The following is a 21,793-nucleotide window of genomic DNA, read 5'->3' as shown; positions in this document are numbered from 1 at the left end:
TCAGTTCCCCCCGTGCTGGTGCTCGTGGTCGGTGAAGGAGGCGAGGTAGTCGGCGAACTGGGCGCGCTCCTCGTCCACCAGCGGATGTCCGTCCGCGTACACGTTCTCGAAGACGGCCATGGGGTCCGGGTCCGGCATGGTCCTGATGGCCTCCCTGACCCGCCTGGCCAGCCCGTCGCTCTCCTCGTCGAGCGCGGCGAAGAACGCGTCGTCCGCGGCGCCCTCCCGCTCCAGGAGCCGGCGCAGCCGCAGGATCGGGTCCTTGGCCTCCCACGCCTCCAGGTCCTCCTTGCGGCGGTACCTGGTCGGGTCGTCCGAGGTGGTGTGCGCGCCCATCCGGTAGGTGAAGGCCTCCACCAGGATCGGGCCCTGCCCGGTGCGCACGTGCTCGGCGGCGGCGCGGGTCACGGCCAGGACCGCCAGCACGTCGTTGCCGTCCACGCGGACGCCGGGGAAGCCGTAGCCGGCGGCGCGCTGGTAGAGCGGGACGCGGGTCTGCCGCTCGATGGGCTCGGAGATGGCCCACTGGTTGTTCTGGCAGAAGAAGACGACCGGCGCCTGGTAGACGGCGGCGAAGGTGAACGCCTCCGCCACGTCGCCCTGGCTGGACGCGCCGTCGCCGAAGTAGGCGAGCACGGCGCTGTCCGAGCCGTCCATCCGCACGCCCATCGCGTAGCCGGTGGCGTGCAGGGCCTGGGAGCCGATGACGATGGTGTAGAGGTGGAAGTTGTTGCTGTTGGGGTCCCAGCCGCCGTGGTTGACGCCACGGAACATGCCGAGCAGCAGGGTCGGGTCGACGCCGCGGCACCAGGCGACGCCGTGCTCGCGGTAGGTCGGGAAGACGTAGTCGTCGGGGCGCAGGGCGCGGCCCGAGCCGATCTGCGCGGCCTCCTGGCCGAGCAGCGACGGCCAGAGACCCAGCTCGCCCTGGCGCTGGAGGGCGGTGGCCTCCGCGTCGAAGCGGCGGGTGAGGACCATGTCGCGGTACAGGCCGCGGATCTCCTCGTGGGTGATGTCGAGGGAGTAGTCGGGGTGCTCGACACGCTCGCCCTCGGGCGTCAGCAACTGCACCATCGCGGGCTCCGCCGGCCGGCTCGCGGCCGCCTTCCCGCCCGGGCCGCTCCGCTTCGCCGTGGCCTTCTTCGCCGTGCTCTTCCTGGCCGGGGACTTCTTCGTCGTGCTCTTCCGCGCCGCGGCACGGCGTGGGGTCCCGCCCGCCTCGGTGCTGCTCTCCACAGTCACTCGTGTCCTCCGTCGGTCCGGCCCCCGGGGTCCGCCGGGCGGCCAGTGCGGTCCGCCCGGTCCCGTACGGCGCACGGGGGTGGGTGCGGCCTGGACGGAACCGAGCGGTTCTTTGTCCCGATCGCGTCCCGTTCGACGGCCCAATAAGAGCACGGTATCCGTTGGGATCACAAGCTGTGAAAAGACCCCTGACCTGCGGATTTACCTGGAAATCCAAGTACTTGTATGGGTTGTGGAACGAGACGGCATCAAGCCTGGCAGGGCTTGGGGACAGGTGCACGTTAACCCGGGCAACCGGGTCGCGTGAAGAGCGGTGCACGCGCCGTTGTGTGACACTTGCGGTGTGTCCGAGGGCGGAAAAATCAGTGTATTTCTCCTCGATGACCACGAGGTGGTGCGCCGGGGCGTGCACGAGTTGCTCGCCGTCGAGCCGGACATCGAGGTGGTGGGCGAGGCGGGCACGGCGGCCGACGCGCTCAACCGGATCCCGGCCGCCAGGCCCGACGTCGCGGTGCTCGACGTGCGCCTGCCGGACGGCAGCGGCGTCGAGGTGTGCCGGGAGATCCGCTCGCGCGACGAGTCGATCCGGTGCCTGATGTTGACGTCCTACGCGGACGACGAGGCGCTGTTCGACGCCATCATGGCGGGCGCGTCCGGCTACGTGCTGAAGGCCATCCGGGGCAACGAACTACTGGCCGCCGTGCGGGACGTGGCGGCCGGCAAGTCGCTCCTCGACCCGGAGGCGACGCGCCGCGTCCTCGACCGGCTGCGCGGCGGCACGGGCGCGACCCGCGAGGACGACGAGCGGCTGGCCCGGCTCACGGGCCAGGAACGCCGCATCCTCGACCTGATCGGCGACGGCCTCACCAACCGGGCGATCGGCGAGGAGATGCACCTCGCCGAGAAGACGATCAAGAACTACGTGAGCAGCGTGCTCTCCAAACTCGGCATGTCCCGCCGCGCCCAGGCCGCGGCCTACGTGGCCCGCCGCCAGGCCGAACGCCCGGCCGGCCACTAGCGGCGTGCCGGCCGTTGCCGCGCACCCCCCGCGCACCCCCCGCCCTGGCGGGCGGCCAGCCGCGAGCCGCGCGGAGCGCGGAAAGGGCGGACGGGCGGAAGAAGCCGCGCGCCGGGTCTTCGCGCGGAGCGCGCGAAACGGGCGGGTGGGTGGGGAAAGCCGCGCGCAGCGCGGGCCCGGCGGCGTCGGCCACCGCGCGGAGCGCGGGCCCGGGTGGGGAGGTCCGTCGTGGTCGCCGTCCCTTCGAGCCGCTGGCCCCGGCAGGGGCCGCCGGCAGGGGCTAGGGCCTGTCTGACAATCCCCGGCGGGCTCGCGACGGCTGGCATCCCGCCTGGCTGCGTTGCCGAATCGCGCGAGTACGGCCAAGTATGAGCTGCGATCCGGTGCCTTGCGATGCACCGCATCTGACGACGCGGGCTGATCCTCGAAGATCGCCCGGACAGGACCTAGTCGCAGAAGGCGTCCCGCACCGCCGGCGCCTGGCTCGTCCACCAGACGACGAGCGCCGCCGCCGCCGCGAACTGCGGATCAGCCCGCTGGTCGCGGCGCTCGTAGTGCCACCGCAGCATCCAGAAGTCGTTCAACCGCTCCCACCACACCCGGTGCACGGCCGCCGCCAGCTCCGCCGGCGAGGCGCCCGTCGCCGCGCGGTAGGCGCGCGCGTAGGCACGGACCTTCGGCAGCGCGAGGCTGCCGTCCGGCCGGAGGAAGAAGATGGCCGCGGCGCGCACCGCCTCCTCCGCGCGTGGCTGGACGTCGAGCCGGTCCCAGTCGACGATGGCCACCGGCTCCACCGGGCCCTCCGCCCGGTAGAGGAGGTTGAGCGGGTGGAAGTCCCCGTGCACCCACCCCTCCGCCGGGACCTCGGCGGGCCCGGGCCGCAGGTGGGCGTGGGCGCGCAGCAGGGTGCGGCGTTCCAGCAGCCGGTGCTCGGCGAGCTCGTCGAAGCCGGTCCTGCGGGGCCTGGCCCTGACCCGGCCGAGCAGCTGGTCGATGACGGCGTCCGTCTCGGCCGGTGCCGCCGCACCCCGGCAGGTGGGGCGCGGCCTCGGCGCGCGCCTTATGACGAGTTCGAGCGCCCGGTGCACGCGCCCGAGCAGCGCGCCGAGCCGGCGGCTCTGGGCTCGGCTGAGCTGGCCGCCGTCCCGGTGGCGGCCCTCGATCCAGGGGTGCAGCGCGTAGCAGCGGTCCCGGTGCACGACGACGGTCCGCCCGTCGCGGTCCGCGAGCGGCGGCGCGACCGGCAGGCCGAGCTCCGCGAGCGCCGCGGTGGCGCGATGCTGGCGGAGCAGCGGTGCTATGTCCTCGGGGTCCCCGTCCAGGTGGTGCTTGAGGAAGAAGACGCCACGGGTGGTCGCGAGACGGTAGCCGTGGTTCAGCAGCCCCTCGGCCAACGGGGCGCACTCCAGCGGGCGCCCCGTGTCGTAGCGGCGCACCAGTTCCGAGAGGGTGCGCTCCTCCAACCGCGTCACGTGACCGGATTCAGGTGGTGCTACCGGCGGTCTCGCTGCCCGTGGAACCCGTCTCGCCCCCGATGGCGCCTTCGAGGGCACCCTCGCTGGTACCGGGGTCGGTCGTGGTGCCCTCGTCGGCGCCCTCGTCCGTCCCGCCGCCGGCGTCGTCGCCCTCCGTCGCGCCGCCGTCCGACTCGTCCGGGGGCGTGGTCGGATCCTCGGTCGGCTCCTCGGTCGGCTCCTCCGTGGGGGTGGTCGGCTCCTCGGTGGGGGTGGTCGGGTCGACGGTCCCGGTGTCGTCGGTCCAGCCGCCGGTCGAGTCGCTCGGGTAGTAGGAGTCCCCGGTGTCGTCCTCCTCCTCGACCTCCTCATCGGAGGCGGAGGGGCTCTCGTCCGGCTCGTCCGACGGCTCCTCGACGGTCTCGGTCGGCGTGGGGTCGCTGTTCGGGTTCTCCTGGTCGCCGCCGCCCATGTTGGCCGCGACCAGGACGCCGGTGCCGATGGCGACCACGGCGGCCAGCGCCACCAGCAGCAGCCGGCCCCGGCGCCCGCCGCCCTGGCGGGGCGGCTCGGACCGGCCGCCGTCCGGGTTGCCGAGCAGCATGGGGGCGGTGAGCTGGCCGGTCGGCGCGTCGACCCCGGCGCGTGAGGCCGGGGTGCCCATCGGCGGGGTGGCGCCGCCGGTGATCGAGCCGGTGTTCCACAGGCCGCCGGTGTGGCCGCCGTGCTCCTCCAGCATCCGCAGCGCGTACTGGATCATGCCGCGCATCTCTTCGGCGGACTGGAAGCGGTCGTCCGGGTTCTTGGTGAGCGCCCGCATCACCAGACCGTCGAGCTCGGGCGGGGTGCTGGTCGACACCTCGGACGGCGGCCTGGGGGTGTCCTGGACGTGCTGGTAGACGACGGAGAGCGGGGTCTCGCCGACGAACGGCGGCCGCAGCGCGAGCAGCTCGTAGAGCAGGCAGCCGACCGCGTACAGGTCGGAGCGGGTGTCGACGGTCTTGCCGAGGGCCTGCTCGGGGGAGAGGTACTGGGGGGTGCCCATCACCATGCCGGTCTGGGTCATGGTCTGGGCGGCGCCGTGCAGCGCGCGGGCGATGCCGAAGTCCATCACCTTGACCGCGCCGGTGTCGGTGATGATCACGTTGGCCGGCTTGATGTCCCGGTGCACGATGCCGTGTTGGTGGCTGTAGGCCAGGGCCTCCAGCACGCCGGAGACGATGAGCAGCGCCTGGTTGACCGGCGGCGCCTCGGCGTCGGTCAGCAACTCCCTGATGGTGCGGCCCTGGACGAGCTCCATCACCATGTAGGGCGTCACACTGCCGCCGACGACCTCCTCGCCGGAGTCGTAGACGGCCACCACCGCGTGGTGGTTGAGACCGGCGACCGACTGTGCCTCGCGGGTGAACCGGGCCTTGGAGACCGGGTCCTCGGCGAGGTCGGCGCGCAGCAGCTTGATCGCCACGGTGCGGCCGAGCCGCAGGTCCTCGGCGGCGAAGACCTCCGCCATGCCGCCCCTGCCGAGCCGGTGGGTGAGCCGGTACCGGCCGTCGCCGACCAGCCCGTTGTTGCCCCACATCTCCGGCGTATCGGGCACCTCGTTGCCGGCGGCCTCGGGGTTTCCGTCGCCGGAATCCGCGGCGCCATGATCCTGTGCCATCAGTCCTCGCCGTAATCGCTGGATCGCCCAGCCATCAAACCCGTTCCGGGGGCGCGATGACAAGTTGGGTGGTCATGTCGACATCGCGTGAAGGGCGTTACGTGTCGTGCGTGCGATGTCGCGGTGTGTCACGCGCGGCTGGCCGCGCGGTGGCTCAGTGCGCCAGCGGGAAGCTCGCCAGGATGCGCTCGGCGAGCTCCGTGTCCCCCTCGACCTTCAGCTTGTCGGCCACCCGCCGCGCCTTCGTCCGCCCGCACACGATGCGGGTGAACGTCTCCCAGTCCATGGTGAAGGTCACGATCGGGCCGAGCGACGGGCTGCGGTCCACCGAGCCGACGCCGTCCTCGTCGACCCGCACGGTGCGCAGGAACTCCACGGGGCCGCTCACGTCGAAGACCACGGCCGACTTCGTCGGCGCGCCCGCGTCCTCGGCGATCACCTTCGGCAGCTTGTTCAACATCACGTCGCGCGCGATGTGGGCGGCCGGCGAGTTGACGTTCCCCGGCTGGCGCAGCGCGCGGCGCAGATCCTGCTCGTGGAGCCAGACGTCGAAGACCCGCGCGGTGAGGAAGTCGACCAGCGGGATCTGCCCGTACAGCGGGTGCGTGACGAGGTCGTCCGGCTTGCGGCGCTCGTTGCGGAGCTGGCGGGAGCGGCGGATGATGACGTACTCGAGCTCGCTGGTCATCTCCGGGCCCGTGTGGTGCCGGCGCACGTCCACCTGCACCTCCAGGTAGCGGGTCGTCTCGTCGACCACGTGGAAGAGGTCGCGCGGCAGGGTGTGGATGGGCCGCGGGTCGCCGAGCGCCTCGCACTCGCCGCCGATCACGTGCGAGACGACGTCCCGCACCGACCAACCCGGGCATTCCGTCGGCCGGTTCCACTCGCCGTCCACGAGGGTCGAGACGAGCTCCGATATCGCCTCGATGGTCTGGGTCCAGGCATCGACATACGGCTGAAGGCTCGGGTGCGGCACGGTCACGGGACCCCTCGTGGCGGTTTCGTCGCTGGTTTCGGTGCAGGCAAGGGCGGAAGCAGGCTTGGGTGTTCACACGTTACGCTGCGCGGGGGCAGCCGGTGAATGCTTTCCCTAGGACGAATCCTAGGGGGCGCCCGCGTCGCGACTCACGCCCCGCCTCGTGCCCCGCGTCATGACGCGGCGAGGAAGGCGGTCATGGCGTTGGCCAGCAGGTACGGATCGACGGCCGCGCAGAGTTCGCGCGCCGAGTGCATGGACAGGATCGCCACCCCGATGTCCACCGTGGGAATGCCGTGCCGGGCGGCGGTGATGGGGCCGATGGTGGTGCCGCAGGGCATCGCGTTGTGCGACACGAACGTCTGCCACGGCACGCCGGCGCGCTCGCAGGCCGCCGCGAACACCGCCCGGCCCGTGCCGTCGGTGGCGTAGCGCTGGTTGACGTTGGTCTTGAGCATGGGTCCCGCGCCGGCCATCGGGTGGTGGTCCGGGTCGTGCCGCTCCTCGTAGTTGGGGTGGACGGCGTGCCCGGTGTCGGAGGAGAGGCAGAACGAGCCGGCCAGCGCCCTGGCGCGGTCCTCGACGCTCCCGCCCCGCGCGTGGACCGAGCGCTCCAGCACGGTGCCGAGCAGCGGGCCCTGGGCGCCGGTGTCGGAGGTCGAGCCGTTCTCCTCGTGGTCGAACGCGGCCAGCACCGGGATGAAGCCGAGGTCGGCCGAGCCGGCGACGGCGGTGAGCGCGGCGGTGCCGGCGTGCACCGAGACCAGGTTGTCGAGCCGCGGGCCGGCCAGCAGCTCGCGGTCCTTGCCCAGGTAGGCGGGCGGCTCGACGCTGTGCGCCATCAGGTCCCAGGCGACGACCTCGGCGGCCGGCAGCCCGGCCTCGGCGGCCAGGAACTCGATCAACTCGCCCTCGCGCGGGCGGCCGATGCCCCACAGCGGCGTCATGTGCCGCTGCCGGTCCAGCTTGAGACCGTCGTTGACGGAGCGGTCCAGGTGCACGGCCAGCTGCGGCACCCGCAGCAGCGGCCGGTCGACGTTCACCAGCACGGCGCGGCCGTCGCGCAGCGTGAGCCGCCCGGAGAGCCCGAGGTCGCGGTCGAGCCACGTGTTGAGCAGGGTGCCGCCGTAGATCTCGACGGCGAGCTGCTTCCAGCCGGCCCGGCCGGTGTCGGGGACCGGCTTGATCCGGAGGTTGGGGGAGTCGGTGTGCGCGCCGAGGATGCGGAACGGCGTGGCCGGGGTGGCGCCCTCCGGCACGTACCAGGCGATCAGCGCTCCGGCGCGCTGCACGTAGCGCCCGCCCGCGGCGCCGTCCCAGGCGGCGGTCTCCTCGACCTGCCGGAACCCTGCCTTCTCCAGCCGCAGCGCGGCGTTCGCCACCGCGTGGTAGGGGGAGGTCGAGGCCGCGAGGAACCCCATCAGGTCGTCGGTGTGGGCCAGGTCGAACGGAGCGCTCATTCCCTCAGCATACGAAGCCGCCGCCCGCCTGGCCCGGTCTCGTCCCGCATTGTCGCCGGTGTCACTGGCGTAGCGCGTCGAGCGCCTCCCGCAGCTCGGTGTGGTCCACGTGGCCGTACTTCTCCTGCGGCCCGGTGCCAGCCACCCGGTCGCGGTGCTCCTCGGCCGCCGCCAGCACGGCCTCCCTGGCCGGGCCGTAGACGATGCCGTTGTCCAACTCGGGCGGGGTGTACACGGTGCCGCGGTCGATGAAGTCGGCGACGCCCGCGCTGTCCTCCCACTGCTGGCCGAGCAGCCGCCCGGTGAACTCCCGGTCGGAGAGCAGGTCGTTGGCGGTGTCGCGGTTGTTCGCGGCGCCGGCGAGCAGGCCGCCGCTGCCGGTGTTCTCGACCACGTGCTCGGGCTCGAAGTCGAACCACAGGAACTCGTCGGGCTCGTACTGCCGGCTGGAGCGTTCCTGGACGTCCAGCGCGACGTTGGTCAGCCGCCGGGTGTTGCCGTCGTCGGCGGGCACGGTGGTGTGGGTGAGGAGCTCGCCGAAGCCGTTGTAGTCGGCCAGGGCCTCCCGGAAGGCCTCCGAGTCGGGCTCGTTCTCGAACAGCGGTCCTTCGAGCTGCGCCAGGTAGGGCGTGACGGCGGCCAGCGCCTCGCGGCGGTGCGGCGCCTCCGGGTCGGGCACGGCGATGTCGTGGTTGAGCAGCATCATGACGCCGTTGCCGACCGCGGCCCTGCCACGGGTCAGCCGCTGCGCGTCCGTCTCGGAGAGGCCCTCGGTCGGCAGGTTGCCCAGCATAGCGAGGGTCTCGGCGTCCAGCGAGGCGAAGAACTCGTCCAGGTAGCGGCTCTCGCCCTCGCTCAGCGGGCGCGGGTCGGTGATCGGGACGCGGGACATCACGTCGTGGGCCATGGTGCCGAGGGTCCTGGTGTAGTACTCCACCATCTCCGGGTCGCCGCCAAGCAGCAGGGTCTCCTTCAGCCCCTGGGCCGCGAACCTGGCCATCTCCGGGCTGGTCCACAGGGCCAGCGGCCCGGCGGTGACGTCGTACCCGAGATCGTCGAGCTCCTGCCCGAACCGGGTGAGCAGGCCGCGGTACTCGTCGATGTCGAAGCTCATGGAGGAGTGCGCGTACTGGGCGTCCTCGGCGGCCTGTTGGAGGTACCGGCCGCGGATCTCGGCGGCGAGCTCGGCGTCGTCGGGACGCCCCTCGTCGGTGTACTCGACGGTCTGCCGCTCGCCGCCCACCCAGTACGTCAGGTTGGTGCGTTCCTCGTACTCGGCCTGGGCCGAGGCGAGGTGCTCCGCGTATCTGAGCTCCAGGTAGTCGACGATCATCGACCGCACGTCGAGCTCGGTGTCGGTCGCCGCCCGCATGGCGCGGTCGAGGTAGCGCGAGACCTCCTCCATCTCCGCGCCGTTGCCGGCGAGTTCGGCGGCCGTCCGGCCGTCCCGGTCGCCGCCGTCCACCAGGGTCTCGCCGTCCCGGCCGCCGGAACCCTCGGCGATCTCGGTGGCCCGCTCCGCCAACTCCCCGGCGCCGGCCGCCTCCCCGGCGGCCTGGTGGTACACGCGGGCGGTCTCACCCATCGCCTCGGGGTCGATCTCCGCGGAGAACGCCCGCTGCAACTGCCAGGGTTCGACCTTGGCCGCCGCCTCGACCTCGTCCCGGGTGAACGTCAGCTCGGCCATCCCGCCACCTCCGTTTGCGGATTTGCTGGCTGAACGCTAGGCAGCCCGCCCCGAGGTGTCCACGCCAAGCGATCTTTTCTGAGCGCAACTTGAGGCTCACCCGCGTAGACCGCGCGACATCAGCGCGTAGGCGGCCCCGCCGACTCGAACCGGGCCCGGAGCGCCGCCGCCCGGGCGCGGTGCCGCCGGGCCTCCTCCGGCTCCTTCTCGTCGAGCGCGGCGGCCAGGCCGTCCAGGGCGGCGGCCTCGTGCCAGGGGTCGCCCACCTCCGCGTGGACGGCCGCCGCCTGCCGACAGAACGCCGCCGCGTCCTCGTCCCGCCCGAGCCGCCGGTACACCTCGCCCGCCCCCTGCCAGGCCAGCGCCTCGCGGTTCCGGTTGCCGAGGCGCCGGTGCACGGTGGCCGACCGCTGGTACGACTCGAGCGCCTCACCGAACCGCCCGGCGGCCCGCTGCGCGTTGCCGAGGGTGATCAGCCAGTAGGCCTCGCCGATCGAGAAGCGGAGGTCGAGGGCGATGTCGACGGCGCGCTGCGCCGAGTCCAGCGCCTCCGCCAACTGGCCGCTCTCGCGCCGGATCTCACTGAGCACGCGCAGCGCGTTGCCCTCGCTGCGGCGGTCACCGAGCTCACGGAAGGCCGTCAGGGCGCGCTCGACATCCTCGCCGGCCAGCGTCAACTCGCCGGCCTCGTAGCGGGCTTGCCCTCGGTTCGCGAGGGCGTTTCCGGCGCCGTGACTGTTGCCGAGACCTTCGTGCAGGGCGATGGCCTGGGAGAACAGATCATCGGCGGCCGAGAGGCGGCGTTGGTGGAAATGGTTGAGCCCGACGAGGTTGAGCGAGGCCGCCTCTCCCTCCCGGTCGCCGAGCTCACGTCGGATGCCTAGCGCGCGCCGGTGGCACTCCAGGGCCTGGTTCAGCCGATTGACCCGGCTGTGGCTCATGCCGAGCCCGGTCAACAGCAGGCTTTCGCCCGCGCGGTCGCCGACTCTTCGGGCGGCGTGGAGCCCGATCTCGCCGGCTGGCGACCAGGCGTCGCTGTGCGCGGAGGGCGCTTCGATGAACTTCGTGACGGCGGCCAACTGCCAGGCATGTCGGTCGAGTCCGGCCTCGTCGGCGGTGCGGATCGCGCTCAGGAGGTTGGCGTACTCGCGCTCGCCCCAGTCCATCGCCGCGTCGTAGTCGGGTAGCGGGAGTGGCACGACGCCGGTCGCCGGCGGCGTGAGCGGCAGCCGGGCCCTCGGCGGGTCGAGCCATCCCTGCGCGGAGTCGGCGGTGTGCAGATACCAGTCGAGCACCCGGCGCAGCGCGAGCTTCCGCTCCTCGGCCGGCTCGTCGCGCTGGGCCTGATCGGCGGCGTAGGCCCGCAGTAGGTCGTGGAACTCGTAGCGGTCGGGGGCGGTCTGCTGGAGCAGATGCGCGTCGGCCAGTGCGGTCAGCGCCTGGCGGGTCCTGGGGACGCTGCTGCCGGCGAGTGCCGCGGCCCCGTGGAGGCTGAACTCGGGGCCGGGATGCAGACCGAGCAACCGGAAGAGACGGGCTGCCGAACTGGGTAGGGCGCGATAGGACCAGGCGAAGACGGTCCGCACCGCGCCCGTGTCCTCGCCGTCGCCGGTGCTCAGAGCGTCCCACAGCGTGGACTCGTCACGCAGCTCGGCGATCAGGTCGTCCAAGCGCAGGTGTGGGTAGCTGGCGGCCCGCTCCGCGGCGATGCGGAGGGCCAACGGCAGGTGGGCGCAGAGCCTGGCCAGCTCGGTCAGCTTGTCGGCGTCGTCCTCCGGCCGATATCCGGCGGTGACGGCGCGTAGCAGTGAGACCGCCTCAGGTGCGGGGAGGGTCCCGAGGGTGAGGCGGTGGGCGCCGTCGCGTATGGCGAGGCCGGGAAGGCGGCTGCGGCTGGTGACGAGTACCAGGCTGCCGGCCGAACCGGGGAGCAGCGGCCGGACCTGGCGGACGGTGGCGGCGTTGTCCAGGACGATGAGCACGCGCCGGTCGGCCAGCACCGAGCGGAAGAGCGCGGCGCTTGTCTCCTCGTCGACCGGGATCGCGCCCGGCGGGACGCCGAGCGCGGTGAGGAAGCGATGCAGTGTCTGCTGCGCGGTGACCGGCTCGTCGGGGTCGTAGCCACGCAGGTTCACGTACAGCTGGCCGTCCGGGAATCGCTCCTCGATCTGGTGGGCCCAGCGCAGCGCGAGCGAGGTCTTCCCGGCTCCGGCCGTGCCGGCGATCACGCAGACCGACACGACGAGCGGCTCGTCCCCGTCACCGGCGAGGATCGCGTCGAGCCGCTCGAGCTCAGCCGTGCGGTTGACGAAGCCCCTGATGTCGCCTGGGAGTTGGCGCGGAACGGGAGCTTCGGCCGATTCACCGTGAGTGCTGATGGTCCTGCTCCGTCCAGGCCGGAGGCGCGGGCAGCCGCACGACCTCACGCTTCACATAGGCCACCAGATCCTCGCCGGCCTCGTACAGCTCCCTGAGGAGGTCGGTCCAGCCCTCGACGAGCTCCGGGTCGGTGAAGCGGATGGCGCCGTCGGAGAGTCCTTCCTCCGTGTACTGCACGCTGTAGAGCGTCTGGCCGCCGATGGAGACCAACTCGGGCAGCGGCCCGGCGGCTTCCAGCGGGCCGATGTCCTCGACGTGCACCACGTGGACGGGGATGCCGCTCTCGGCCCGCACGCGCAGCGAGTTCAACTCCCACTGCACATAGGGGGTCAGGGGCCTCGCCACCACCCGAACACGGCGGAAGACGCTGCCGCGCCGTCGGTCGTCCTGAGCGAGCTCGACCAGGCCTGGTCGGGTCTCCTGGATCAGCCGCAGGGACTCGGCCCAGTCGCCTCGGCGAAACGCGTCCCAGCTGGGGTTGTTCCGCTCCAGGAAGTGCTGCCGGCGCTCCAACTTCCAGGAATCGAGGCCGCGGACCGCGTTTCTGCGCTCCGCGAAGTCCTGGTGGTAGTCGTCGAGCGACAGCCGCTCGCCGCGCGCGGGATCGAGGGCGAGAAGGGACACGTCAAGCATCGGGGATGTCTGCTTTCGCGGCGCTGAGCATCGTTCCCGGGATGACGACCAGCCGCTCGTCGGCGGCGAGCGTGACGCCCTCCGGGAGCCGGGAGCGGTAGTCGGCCGTGACGTCACGGCCGATCACCGCTATGTCGCCGTTGTCGAGCTGCCAGATGTCAGGGCAGTCGTTGTCGCCGTTGGTCACGCCCAACTCCTGCGGCGACTTGCCCAACCGCCGTGCGAATAACGCCGATGTGTCGGCGTTCCAGGGACGGGACATCGCTTCCCCCAATCAGGCGCGGACGCGTACCCATAGTACGAGGCGTGATTACGGTGAGCAACGTTCGCATTCGGCCACGTGACCGTGGATGGCAGAGAGCCGGCCCCCGGCGGCGTGGGAGTGCCGGGGGCCGGTGGTTCGGGGGGTGTGGCTAGAACGCGGCCTCGTCGAGGTCCATCAGGTGCAGGTCGGTGGTCTCGGCGACGGTGCGGGCCACGGCGACGCCGGGGAGGACGGTGGTCGCGAAGTGGCGCGCCGCGGCGATCTTGCCCGCGTAGAAGGCGCGGTCCTTCGCCGAGGCGGTCGGCAGCTTGGCGGCGGCCACGGCCGCGCCGCGCAGCAGCAGGTAGCCGACGACGACGTCGCCCGCGGCCATCAGGAAGGAGGTGGTGTTGAGGCCCACCTTGTAGAGGGAGCGGACGTCCTTCTCGGTGGCCGCCAGGTCGGTCAGCAGCACGCCGACCATGGCCTCGAGCTCGCCCACCGCGCGGCCGAGCTGGTCGAGGGCGTCGGCGAGGTCCTCCTGGCCCGGCGCGTCGGCGAGGAACTTCTTGATCTCCTCGGCGATCGCGGTCAGCGCCACGCCCTGGTTGCGGACGATCTTGCGGAAGAAGAAGTCCTGGCCCTGGATGGCGGTGGTGCCCTCGTAGAGGGTGTCGATCTTGGCGTCCCTGATGTACTGCTCCAGCGGGTAGTCCTGGAGGTAGCCGGAGCCGCCGAAGGTCTGGAGGGAGTGCGCGAGCTGCTCGTAGGACCGCTCGGAGCCGTAGCCCTTGACGATCGGCAGCAGCAGGTCGTTGATCGCCTCGTCGGCGCTCGCGTCCTCGCCGGCGTGCTGCTTGACGAGGATCGCGTCCTGCACGCTCGCCGTGTAGAGCACCAGGGACCGCATGCCCTCGGCGTACGCCTTCTGCGTCATGAGGGAGCGGCGCACGTCGGGGTGGTGGGTGATGGTGACGCGGGGCGCGGTCTTGTCGGCGAGCTGGGTGAGGTCGGCGCCCTGGACGCGCTCCTTGGCGTAGGCCAGCGCGTTGAGGTAGCCGGTGGAGAGGGTGGCGATGGCCTTGGTGCCGACCATCATCCGGGCGAACTCGATGATCTTGAACATCTGGCGGATGCCGTCGTGCTTCTCGCCGAGCAGCCAGCCCTTGGCGGGGGTGCCGTGCTGGCCGAAGGTGAGCTCGCAGGTGTTGGAGATCTTCAGGCCCATCTTGTGCTCGACGTTGGTGGCGTAGACGCCGTTGCGCTCGCCGAGCTCGCCGGTCTCCCAGTCGAAGTCGTACTTGGGGACGATGAAGAGGGAGAGGCCCTTGGTGCCGGGGCCGTGGCCCTCGGGGCGGGCGAGGACGAAGTGGATGATGTTCTCCGAGAGGTCGTGCTCGCCGGAGGTGATGAACCGCTTCACGCCCTCGATGTGCCAGCTGCCGTCCTCCTGGCGGACCGCCTTGGCCCGGCCCGCGCCCACGTCGGAGCCGGCGTCCGGCTCGGTGAGCACCATGGTGGAGGCCCACCGCCGGTCCACCATCAGCTGCGCGATCCTGCGCTGCTCCTCGGTGGCCTCGTCGTAGAGGACCCGGCCGAAGGTGGGGCCCGAGCCGTACATCCAGATGGCCGGGTTGGAGCCCAGCACGTTCTCCCCGGCCGCCCAGATGAGGGAGCGCGGCGCGGTGAGGCCGCCCAGCTCCTCGCCGATGCTCATCCGCCACCACTCGGCGTCCATGTAGGCGTCGTAGCTCTTCCGGAACGACGCGGGCACCGGCGCGGTGTGGGTGGCCGGGTCGAAGACCGGCGGGGTGCGGTCGCCGTCCTCGTAGGACGCGGCCAGCTCGTTCTCGGCCAGGCGCGTGATCTCGGCGAGCATGTCCCTGGCGGTCTCGGCGTCCGTCTCGGCGAAGGGGCCGGTGCCGTACACGGCGCCGCGGCCCAGCACCTCGAACAGGTTGAACTCGATGTCTCGGAGATTCGACTTGTAGTGCCCCATGGCGAACGACTCCGTATGTGGTGGGAGAAAGGCTCTTACCGGCAGGTAACCACCAATCATGCTACCCACGGGTAATAAGAAGCAAGCGGAAACCGGTCAAGTGTGAGTCAGTAGGCTTTCCACTCATGTACGGCTACGACAACCAGTCCGCCTACGCGGGTCAGCAGCAGCCCTACGGGGTCCAGCAGCAGCCGCTCGCCGGCTACGGCGGGCAGCAGCTCTATCCGGAGCAGCCGCAGCCTGCCGCGCCGGCCGCCCCGCCACCCGCGCCGCCGTCCCTGGCGGACGCGCTGCGCGCCTACACCTCGGGGGCGATGTCCAGCGAGGAGTTCCACGACATCTTCCTCGGCGCCAAGATCTACTGCCCGCGCGGCGAGAACCCGGGCTTCCTCGCCCTGCACAACACCCAGCAGCCGGTGATCCCGCTGTTCACCTCGCTCAAGGAGCTGCGGCGCTACGCCGGCAAGGAGTCCCGCTTCTTCACGGTCACCGGCGGCGAGGTGCTCGACCTGCTGCCCACCGGCTACGGATTCGCGCTGGACATGGAGGGCGAGCACCGCCTGGTGCTGGACGCCAAGTCCGTCGAGGAGATGGTCGACTACACGATGCGACGGATGTACGGCTGACGGCGCCCGCTGGCGCGGGAATGCCACCCCCTCGACTTCTGTTGAGCGTTCAACTACTCTGAGGTCAGTCGTCGAGGAGGCTCGTCATGCCAGCGATCACCGTTGACAACCCGCTCACCCTGCCGCGCGTCGCCGCACCCGCGGCGACCGCCGTGGCCCGCCCGGTCCGCGCCGTCTCCACCGCGCCCACCGGCTTCGAGGGCGAGGGCTTCCCGGTCCGCCGCGCCTTCGCCGGGATCAACTACCGCAACCTCGACCCGTTCATCATGATGGACCAGATGGGCGAGGTGGAGTACGCGCCCGGCGAGCCCAAGGGCACGCCCTGGCACCCGCACCGGGGCTTCGAGACGGTCACCTACATCATCGACGGGATCTTCGACCACCAGGACAGCCACGGCGGCGGCGGGAGCATCACCAACGGCGACACCCAGTGGATGACGGCCGGCTCCGGACTCCTCCACATCGAGGCGCCGCCGGAGCACCTGGTCGTGTCGGGCGGGCTCTTCCACGGGGTCCAGCTGTGGGTGAACCTGCCGGCCAGGGACAAGATGATGGCGCCGCGCTACCAGGACATCCGCGGCGGCAGCGTCAAGCTCCTCACCTCCCCCGACGGCGGCGCGCTGCTGCGCGTCATCGCCGGCGAGCTCGACGGCCACCAGGGCCCCGGCATCACCCACACCCCGATCACCATGGTCCACGCGACCCTGGCCCCGGGCGCCGAGGTCACCCTGCCGTGGCGGGAGGACTTCAACGGCCTCGCCTACGTGCTCGCCGGACGCGGCTCGGTCGGCGCGGAGCGGCGCCCGATCCAGCTGGGGCAGACCGCCGTCTTCGGCGCCGGCGGTTCGCTGACCGTCCGCGCGGACGACAAGCAGGACGCGCACACCCCGGACCTGGAGGTCGTCCTCCTCGGCGGGCAGCCGATCCGGGAGCCCATGGCCCACTACGGCCCGTTCGTCATGAACACCCGCGAGGAACTCCAGCAGGCATTCGAGGACTTCCAGAAGGGCCGGCTCGGGACCGTCCCGGCCGTGCACGGGATGACCGAGGGCGGTCTTTAGGGGCTCGCGCGGGCCGGACCTGAACGGGCGGGCGGGCGGCCCGCCGCGCCGGCTAGATTCGATGGCATGACCACGCACGACCAGCCGATCAGGCCCATATCCACCGCCCCGCCGACCGACGTGGACGTCGCGATCGTCGGCGCCGGCCTGATGGGCTCGGCCGCCGCCTGGGCCGCCACCCGGCGCGGCCGGTCCGTCGCGCTCCTCGAACGGTTCGCGATCGGCCACGACCACGGCTCCTCGCACGGCAGCGCCCGCATCGTGCGCCGCGCCTACGCCGACCCGCTCTACGTGCGGCTGACCGGCCGGGCCATGGAGCTGTGGCGCGAGCTCGAACAGGACGCGGACGCCCGGCTGTTGCGGATCACCGGCGGCGTCGACCACGGCCCCGGGGGCGAGCCGGGGGCGGTGGCGGCGGCGCTCGCCGCGTGCGGCGTCGCACACGAGACGCTGCCGGCGGCCGAGGCCGAACGACGTTGGCCCGGGCTCCGGTTCGAGGGCCAGGTGGTGCACCAGCCGGACGCCGGCACCGTGGACGCGGCGGCCGCGGTGGCCGCGTTCGTCGACCTCGCCGGCCGGCGAGGCGCCGACGTGCGCGCCGAGACGCCGGTCGACCGGATCGTGGTCGAGGGCGAGGACCGGGCCAGGATCGAGACCGCCGCCGGACCGCTGACCGCCCGCCGCGTCGTGGTCGCGGCCGGCGCCTGGACCGCCGGGCTGCTCGGCGAACTGCTGCCGCTCCCCCCGCTCACCGTCACCCAGGAGCAAGTCTTCCACTTCCCGCGCCGCGAGGCCGCGTCCGCGGACTGGCCGGTGGTGATCCACGACGGCGAGCTCTCGGTCTACAGCCTGGCCGGCGGCCGCGACGGCGGCCCGGGAAACGGGCGCAAGATCGCCGAGCACCACGGGGGCCGCGCCACCACCGCCGACACCAGGGACGGTCTTGTCGACCCGGCCGCCAGGGCACGCATCGTCGACTACGTGCGGCGCTGGCTGCCCGGGCTCGAACCCGAGCCGTTCAACGAGGCCACCTGCCTGTACACGTCGACGCCCAACGAGGACTTCCTCCTCGACCGCGTCGGGCCGCTCGTGGTGTGCTCGCCCTGCTCCGGGCACGGCGCCAAGTTCGCCCCGCTGATCGGCGAGCTCGCCACCGACCTCGCGGACGACCGTCCGTCGCCCGACCACCGGTTCACGCTGGAGGCGCACGCGGCCTTCCGGCCCTGAGCGGGCCCCGACACCGTCGGGGCCCAGACCACCGGCCCTGCGTGGGCCGGCCCTGCCGGGCCGAACGTCGGCTCACCGGCCCTCAAAGGGCCGCTCGCTGGCGCTCGTGGAGTTCGAACCAGGTGGTCTTGCCCATGCCGCGTGGCGCCGAGCCCCAGGCGTCGCACAGGGAGTCCATCAGCAGCAGCCCGCGCCCCGAGGAGGCCAGCTCGCCCGGCTCCCGCAGGTGCGGCAGCTGGTCGCTCGGGTCGCTGACCTCCACCCGCAGCAGCCGGTCGCCCGGCGGGCCGCTCAGCTCGGCGACCAGCAGCGCGTCCCCGTCGGTGTGCCGCAGCACGTTGCCCAGCAGCTCGGACAGCATCAGCACCGCGCCGAACACCCGCTCCGCGTCCCCCCACTCGTGCAGCATCGCGGAGAGCTCCCGCCGCGCCTGGGCGATCTTGGCCGGCTCGGACTGCCCCACCGAGAGCACCACCCGCCGCACCCGGGTGGCCTGCTCGGGCGGCCGCCCGCCGGAGCCCGGCGGGCGGCGCAGCAGCACCAGCGCGATGTCGTCCCGGTCCCCCTCGAGCAGCGGCGCGGGCGCCGCCACCCCGCTGGGCGGCACCCGTACGGCCGCCGCCTGCACCGACTCGATCACCGTGTCGGCGAGGTCGTCCAGGTGCAGCCCGCTCAGCCCGCGCAGCGTCGAGCCGAGCCGCGCCCACCCCACGTCCAGGTCGCCGTGGCCGGTCTCGACCAGGCCGTCCGTGCACAGCAGCAGGATCTCGCCCGGCTGGAGGTTCAGCCGGGTCGTCGGGTAGTCGTCGCCGACCGCGTCCACGCCGCCGACGCCGAGCGGCAGCCCGCCGGCCGTCGGCCGGGTCAGCAGCGTGCCGTCGGGCAGCACCATCCCCGGGTCCAGGTGGCCGGCCCGCGCCACGTCGAGCGTGCCGGTCGGCGGGTCCACCTCCAGGTAGAGGCAGGTGGCGAACCGCGGGTCGTCCTGCCCCGCGTCGCCGCTGGTCAGCGCGGAGAGGAAGCGGGAGGCGCGGGAGAGCACCGCGTCCGGCCGGTGCCCCTCGGAGGCGTAGGCGCGCAGCGCGATCCGCAGTTGGGCCATCACGGCCGCCGCCCGCACGTCGTGCCCCTGCACGTCCCCGATGACCAGCGCCACCCGCCCGGACGGCAGCGGGATGACGTCGTACCAGTCGCCGCCGACCCGCAGCCCGCCGCCGGTGGGCACGTAGCGGGCGGCCACCTGCATGCCCGGCACGACGGGGCGCGCCGCCGGGCGCATGGTGTGCTGGAGGTCGGCGGCCAGCTCGCGCTCGGTGTCCTGCAGGAAGGTGCGGGACAGCGCCTGGGCCAGCAGCCGCGCCAGCGTGGAGAGCATGGCGCGGTTCTCGACGGTGAAGTCCACGTGGTAGGTGAACGCCACCAGCCAGGACCCGATGATCCGGCCGGCCACCACCAGCGGCAGGTAGGCCCAGGACGCTCGGTTGTACCGCTCGATGACGGGCCAGTAGCGCGGGTAGCGCTCGGCGTACTCCTCGGGGGTGCTCAGATAGATGGCGCGCCCGGTGCGCAACACCTCGGCCGCCGGGTAGCGGGCGGTGATGCTCATGGGGAAGCCGAGGTCGGTGGTGTCGATGGGGGTGCCGTGGTACTCGGCCAGCCAGACCCGGTCGCCCTCCCGGGAGTAGATGGCGATCCCGTCCGGCGAGAAGCCCGGCATGGCCAGGGCCGCCGTCACCCGCAGGACCTCCTGCGTGGTGCCGGCCTCGGACAGCGCCTGCCCGGCGTCCAGCACGAACGCCTCCCGCGCCCGCTCCCACTCCCAGTCGGCCTCCCCGCCGGGGGCGTGGTGCGCGCGCTCGCCGTCCCCGTCGAGCAGCACCTCGACCAGGGTGCCGGCGAGGCCCTCGCCCGCCACGTGGTTCACCCGCAGGCGCAGGGTGCGCAGCAGCTCGCCCTGCTCGTCCACCACCCGGAACTCGACCTCGGCGATCCGGCCCTCGGAGCGCTCCAGCGTGATGGCGCGCTCCATCTCCATCCAGTCGTGGATGGGGATCCGGGACCTGACGGCGGCCTGCGAGAGGGTGGCGGGCTCGGCGGCCAGACCGAGGAGCGCGGCCGCCGTCGCGTCGAGCACGGCCACGCCGCGGACGTCATCCCAGACCCAGAGGCCCGTCCCGGAGGCGGCCAGCACGTCCTCGGTGCGCACAGTGACCCATCGTATTCCGGTTTGGTGGGTTATGCCGCACCGCGTCGGGCAGGCGGGGAAACGGGGCGAGCGGCCCCGTAACGCGACGGTAGTCTGAGAGGCCGTTCCCACACACGACCAACGATCTGGATGAGCGATGCATCGGTACCGGTCCCACACCTGCGGTGAGCTGCGCGCCACCGACATCGGCAAGGACGTCCGGCTGTCGGGCTGGCTGCACAACCGGCGGAACCTGGGCGGCATCCTCTTCGTCGACCTGCGCGACCACTACGGCATCGTGCAGCTCGTCGTGCGTCCCGGCTCGCCCGGCTACGACGCGGTCAACGAGCGGCTGAGCTCGCTCGCCAAGGAGACCGTGGTGCGGGTGGACGGCAAGGTCGTCGGGCGCGGCGCGGAGAACGTCAACCCCGAGCTGGGCACCGGTGAGATCGAGATCGAGGTCGGCGAGGTCGAGGTCCTCGGCGGCGCCGAGCAGATCCCGTTCACCATCAACGCGGAGGACGGGGTCAACGAGGAGCGCCGCCTGGAGTACCGCTTCCTCGACCTGCGCCGCGAGCGCATGCACCGCAACATCATGCTGCGCAGCCAGGTCATCTCCGCGATCCGCCGGAAGATGACCGACCAGGGCTTCACCGAGCTGGCCACGCCGATCCTCTCGGCCACCTCGCCGGAGGGCGCCCGCGACTTCCTGGTGCCGTCCCGGCTGCACCCGGGCACCTTCTACGCGTTGCCGCAGGCGCCGCAGCAGTTCAAGCAGCTGCTGATGATCGCCGGCTTCGACCGGTACTTCCAGATCGCGCCCTGCTTCCGCGACGAGGACGCGCGGGCCGACCGCTCGCCAGGCGAGTTCTACCAGCTCGACATGGAGATGAGCTTCGTCGAGCAGGAGGACGTCTTCCAGGTCATCGAGAAGGTGATGACCGAGCTGTTCGAGGAGTTCGGCGGCGGGCGGCATGTCACCTCGCCCTTCCCGCGGATCCCGTTCCGCGAGGCGATGCTCAAGTACGGCTCGGACAAGCCTGACCTGCGGGCCAGGCTCGAACTGGTCGACGTCTCCGAGGTGTTCGCCGGCTCGGGCTTCAAGGCGTTCGCGGACAAGCACGTGCGGGCGCTGGCCGTGCCGGACACCGCCGACCAGCCGCGAAAGTTCTTCGACCAGCTGGGCGCCTTCGCGGTCTCGCTCGGCGCGCAGGGCCTGGCGTGGGTCCGGGTCGGCGAGGACGGGCGGACGCTGACCGGCCCGATCGCCAAGTTCCTCACCGAGTCGGACGTCACGGCGCTGCTGGCCGCCGTCGGCGCGACCGCCGGCACCTCGATCTTCTTCGGGGCCGGCGACTTCGACGAGGTCTCCAAGATCATGGGCGCGGTCCGGGTGGAGGCCGCCAAGCGGGCCGGCCACTTCGAGGAGAACGTCTTCCGCTTCTGCTGGATCGTCGACTTCCCGATGTTCGAGCGGAACGAGGACACGGGCGCGATCGAGTTCTCGCACAACCCGTTCTCCATGCCGCAGGGCGGCCTCGAGGCGCTGAACAGCAAGGACCCGCTCGACGTGCTGGCCTGGCAGTACGACATCGTGTGCAACGGCGTCGAGCTGTCCTCGGGCGCGATCCGGAACCACGAGCCGGACATCATGTACCGGGCGTTCGAGATCGCCGGCTACAGCCGGGAGGACGTGGAGCGCGAGTTCGGCGGCATGCTGCGCGCCTTCCGCTTCGGCGCCCCGCCGCACGGCGGCATCGCGCCGGGCGTCGACCGCATCGTGATGCTCCTGGCCGACGAGCCGAACATCCGCGAGACCATCGCGTTCCCCCTCAACGGCAACGCGCAGGACCTCCTGATGGGCGCCCCGAGCGAGGTCGGTGAGGCGCGGCTGCGCGAACTCCACATCGCGTTGCGGAAGAAGCAGTAGCCGCGGTGCGTG

16 protein-coding genes are annotated in these 21,793 nt (G+C 72.2%); 5 read left to right on the top strand and 11 right to left on the bottom strand.

Annotated elements, in window-relative coordinates; genetic code table 11:
- A complete protein-coding gene (gene pdhA / locus ACFWI8_RS06395; RefSeq protein WP_387086526.1) occupies positions 1-1,242 on the bottom strand; it encodes a pyruvate dehydrogenase (acetyl-transferring) E1 component subunit alpha in 1,242 nt (413 codons plus the stop codon).
- 343 nt (positions 1,243-1,585) lie between these two features.
- Between pdhA and ACFWI8_RS06390 the strand changes: the two genes are divergently transcribed.
- Entirely contained in the window at positions 1,586-2,260 is a 675-nt protein-coding gene (locus tag ACFWI8_RS06390) for a response regulator (RefSeq protein ID WP_387086524.1), read from the top strand.
- 446 nt (positions 2,261-2,706) lie between these two features.
- On the opposite strand, the gene ACFWI8_RS06385 is transcribed toward ACFWI8_RS06390, so the two are convergent.
- The 9 genes from ACFWI8_RS06385 to ACFWI8_RS06345 all read right to left on the bottom strand — a co-directional run bounded on the left by ACFWI8_RS06385 (position 2,707) and on the right by ACFWI8_RS06345 (position 14,752).
- Positions 2,707-3,732: a phosphotransferase gene (locus tag ACFWI8_RS06385; RefSeq protein WP_387086522.1), complete on the bottom strand. Its 1,026-nt coding sequence runs from the start codon at positions 3,730-3,732 to the stop codon at positions 2,707-2,709.
- Positions 3,733-3,742: 10 nt separating this feature from the next.
- Positions 3,743-5,374 (bottom strand): protein kinase, encoded by a 1,632-nt coding sequence (locus tag ACFWI8_RS06380; protein ID WP_387086520.1) that lies wholly within the window; start codon positions 5,372-5,374, stop codon positions 3,743-3,745.
- 154 nt (positions 5,375-5,528) lie between these two features.
- Entirely contained in the window at positions 5,529-6,350 is an 822-nt protein-coding gene (locus tag ACFWI8_RS06375) for a maleylpyruvate isomerase family mycothiol-dependent enzyme (RefSeq protein WP_387086713.1), read from the bottom strand.
- 173 nt (positions 6,351-6,523) lie between these two features.
- On the bottom strand, positions 6,524-7,810 hold the full coding sequence (locus ACFWI8_RS06370; RefSeq protein WP_387086518.1) for a M18 family aminopeptidase: 1,287 nt from the start codon (positions 7,808-7,810) through the stop codon (positions 6,524-6,526).
- Between the two features lie 61 nt (positions 7,811-7,871).
- Positions 7,872-9,497: a hypothetical protein gene (locus ACFWI8_RS06365; RefSeq protein ID WP_387086516.1), complete on the bottom strand. Its 1,626-nt coding sequence runs from the start codon at positions 9,495-9,497 to the stop codon at positions 7,872-7,874.
- Between the two features lie 119 nt (positions 9,498-9,616).
- Positions 9,617-11,737: an ATP-binding protein gene (locus ACFWI8_RS06360; protein ID WP_387086514.1), complete on the bottom strand. Its 2,121-nt coding sequence runs from the start codon at positions 11,735-11,737 to the stop codon at positions 9,617-9,619.
- Positions 11,738-11,858: 121 nt separating this feature from the next.
- Positions 11,859-12,509, bottom strand: a complete 651-nt coding sequence (locus tag ACFWI8_RS06355) for a DUF6879 family protein (protein WP_387086512.1) — start codon at positions 12,507-12,509, stop codon at positions 11,859-11,861.
- Complete coding sequence (locus tag ACFWI8_RS06350; protein ID WP_387086510.1) at positions 12,502-12,771, bottom strand: hypothetical protein; 270 nt, start codon at positions 12,769-12,771, stop codon at positions 12,502-12,504. The genes ACFWI8_RS06355 and ACFWI8_RS06350 overlap by 8 nt, the downstream gene beginning before the upstream one ends.
- 151 nt (positions 12,772-12,922) lie before the next feature.
- Complete coding sequence (locus ACFWI8_RS06345; RefSeq protein ID WP_387086508.1) at positions 12,923-14,752, bottom strand: acyl-CoA dehydrogenase; 1,830 nt, start codon at positions 14,750-14,752, stop codon at positions 12,923-12,925.
- Positions 14,753-14,877: 125 nt separating this feature from the next.
- Between ACFWI8_RS06345 and ACFWI8_RS06340 the strand changes: the two genes are divergently transcribed.
- The 3 genes from ACFWI8_RS06340 (at position 14,878) to ACFWI8_RS06330 (ending at position 17,666) form a co-directional block, all read left to right on the top strand.
- Positions 14,878-15,378, top strand: coding sequence for an SseB family protein (locus tag ACFWI8_RS06340; RefSeq protein ID WP_132931220.1), 501 nt, complete (start codon positions 14,878-14,880; stop codon positions 15,376-15,378).
- Between the two features lie 86 nt (positions 15,379-15,464).
- Complete coding sequence (locus tag ACFWI8_RS06335) at positions 15,465-16,439, top strand: pirin family protein (protein ID WP_387086505.1); 975 nt, start codon at positions 15,465-15,467, stop codon at positions 16,437-16,439.
- A gap of 66 nt (positions 16,440-16,505) precedes the next feature.
- Positions 16,506-17,666 (top strand): FAD-dependent oxidoreductase, encoded by a 1,161-nt coding sequence (locus ACFWI8_RS06330; protein ID WP_387086503.1) that lies wholly within the window; start codon positions 16,506-16,508, stop codon positions 17,664-17,666.
- An 82-nt stretch (positions 17,667-17,748) separates the two neighbouring features.
- Here the strand turns inward: ACFWI8_RS06330 and ACFWI8_RS06325 are convergent, their stop codons facing one another.
- A complete protein-coding gene (locus ACFWI8_RS06325) occupies positions 17,749-19,872 on the bottom strand; it encodes a SpoIIE family protein phosphatase (protein WP_387086501.1) in 2,124 nt (707 codons plus the stop codon).
- A gap of 136 nt (positions 19,873-20,008) precedes the next feature.
- Between ACFWI8_RS06325 and aspS the strand changes: the two genes are divergently transcribed.
- Positions 20,009-21,781: an aspartate--tRNA ligase gene (gene aspS / locus ACFWI8_RS06320; RefSeq protein ID WP_387086499.1), complete on the top strand. Its 1,773-nt coding sequence runs from the start codon at positions 20,009-20,011 to the stop codon at positions 21,779-21,781.
- Positions 21,782-21,793: the final 12 nt, after the last annotated feature.

The organism is Streptomyces sp. NPDC127098 (assembly GCF_042722465.1).
Classification (GTDB): Bacteria; Actinomycetota; Actinomycetes; order Streptomycetales; family Streptomycetaceae; genus Streptomyces; species Streptomyces millisiae.
This window is presented reverse-complemented; position numbering and strand designations above follow the sequence as displayed.

Bases quoted from the DNA above. Each gene is read 5' to 3' on its own strand.
- ACFWI8_RS06345 (WP_387086508.1), bottom strand. From the start codon at position 14,752: ATGGGGCACTACAAGTCGAATCTCCGAGACATCGAGTTCAACCTGTTC.
- ACFWI8_RS06350 (WP_387086510.1), bottom strand. From the start codon at position 12,771: ATGTCCCGTCCCTGGAACGCCGACACATCGGCGTTATTCGCACGGCGG.
- ACFWI8_RS06365 (WP_387086516.1), bottom strand. From the start codon at position 9,497: ATGGCCGAGCTGACGTTCACCCGGGACGAGGTCGAGGCGGCGGCCAAG.
- ACFWI8_RS06355 (WP_387086512.1), bottom strand. From the start codon at position 12,509: ATGCTTGACGTGTCCCTTCTCGCCCTCGATCCCGCGCGCGGCGAGCGG.
- aspS (WP_387086499.1), top strand. From the start codon at position 20,009: ATGCATCGGTACCGGTCCCACACCTGCGGTGAGCTGCGCGCCACCGAC.
- ACFWI8_RS06335 (WP_387086505.1), top strand. From the start codon at position 15,465: ATGCCAGCGATCACCGTTGACAACCCGCTCACCCTGCCGCGCGTCGCC.
- ACFWI8_RS06370 (WP_387086518.1), bottom strand. From the start codon at position 7,810: ATGAGCGCTCCGTTCGACCTGGCCCACACCGACGACCTGATGGGGTTC.
- ACFWI8_RS06330 (WP_387086503.1), top strand. From the start codon at position 16,506: ATGACCACGCACGACCAGCCGATCAGGCCCATATCCACCGCCCCGCCG.
- ACFWI8_RS06340 (WP_132931220.1), top strand. From the start codon at position 14,878: ATGTACGGCTACGACAACCAGTCCGCCTACGCGGGTCAGCAGCAGCCC.
- ACFWI8_RS06380 (WP_387086520.1), bottom strand. From the start codon at position 5,374: ATGGCACAGGATCATGGCGCCGCGGATTCCGGCGACGGAAACCCCGAG.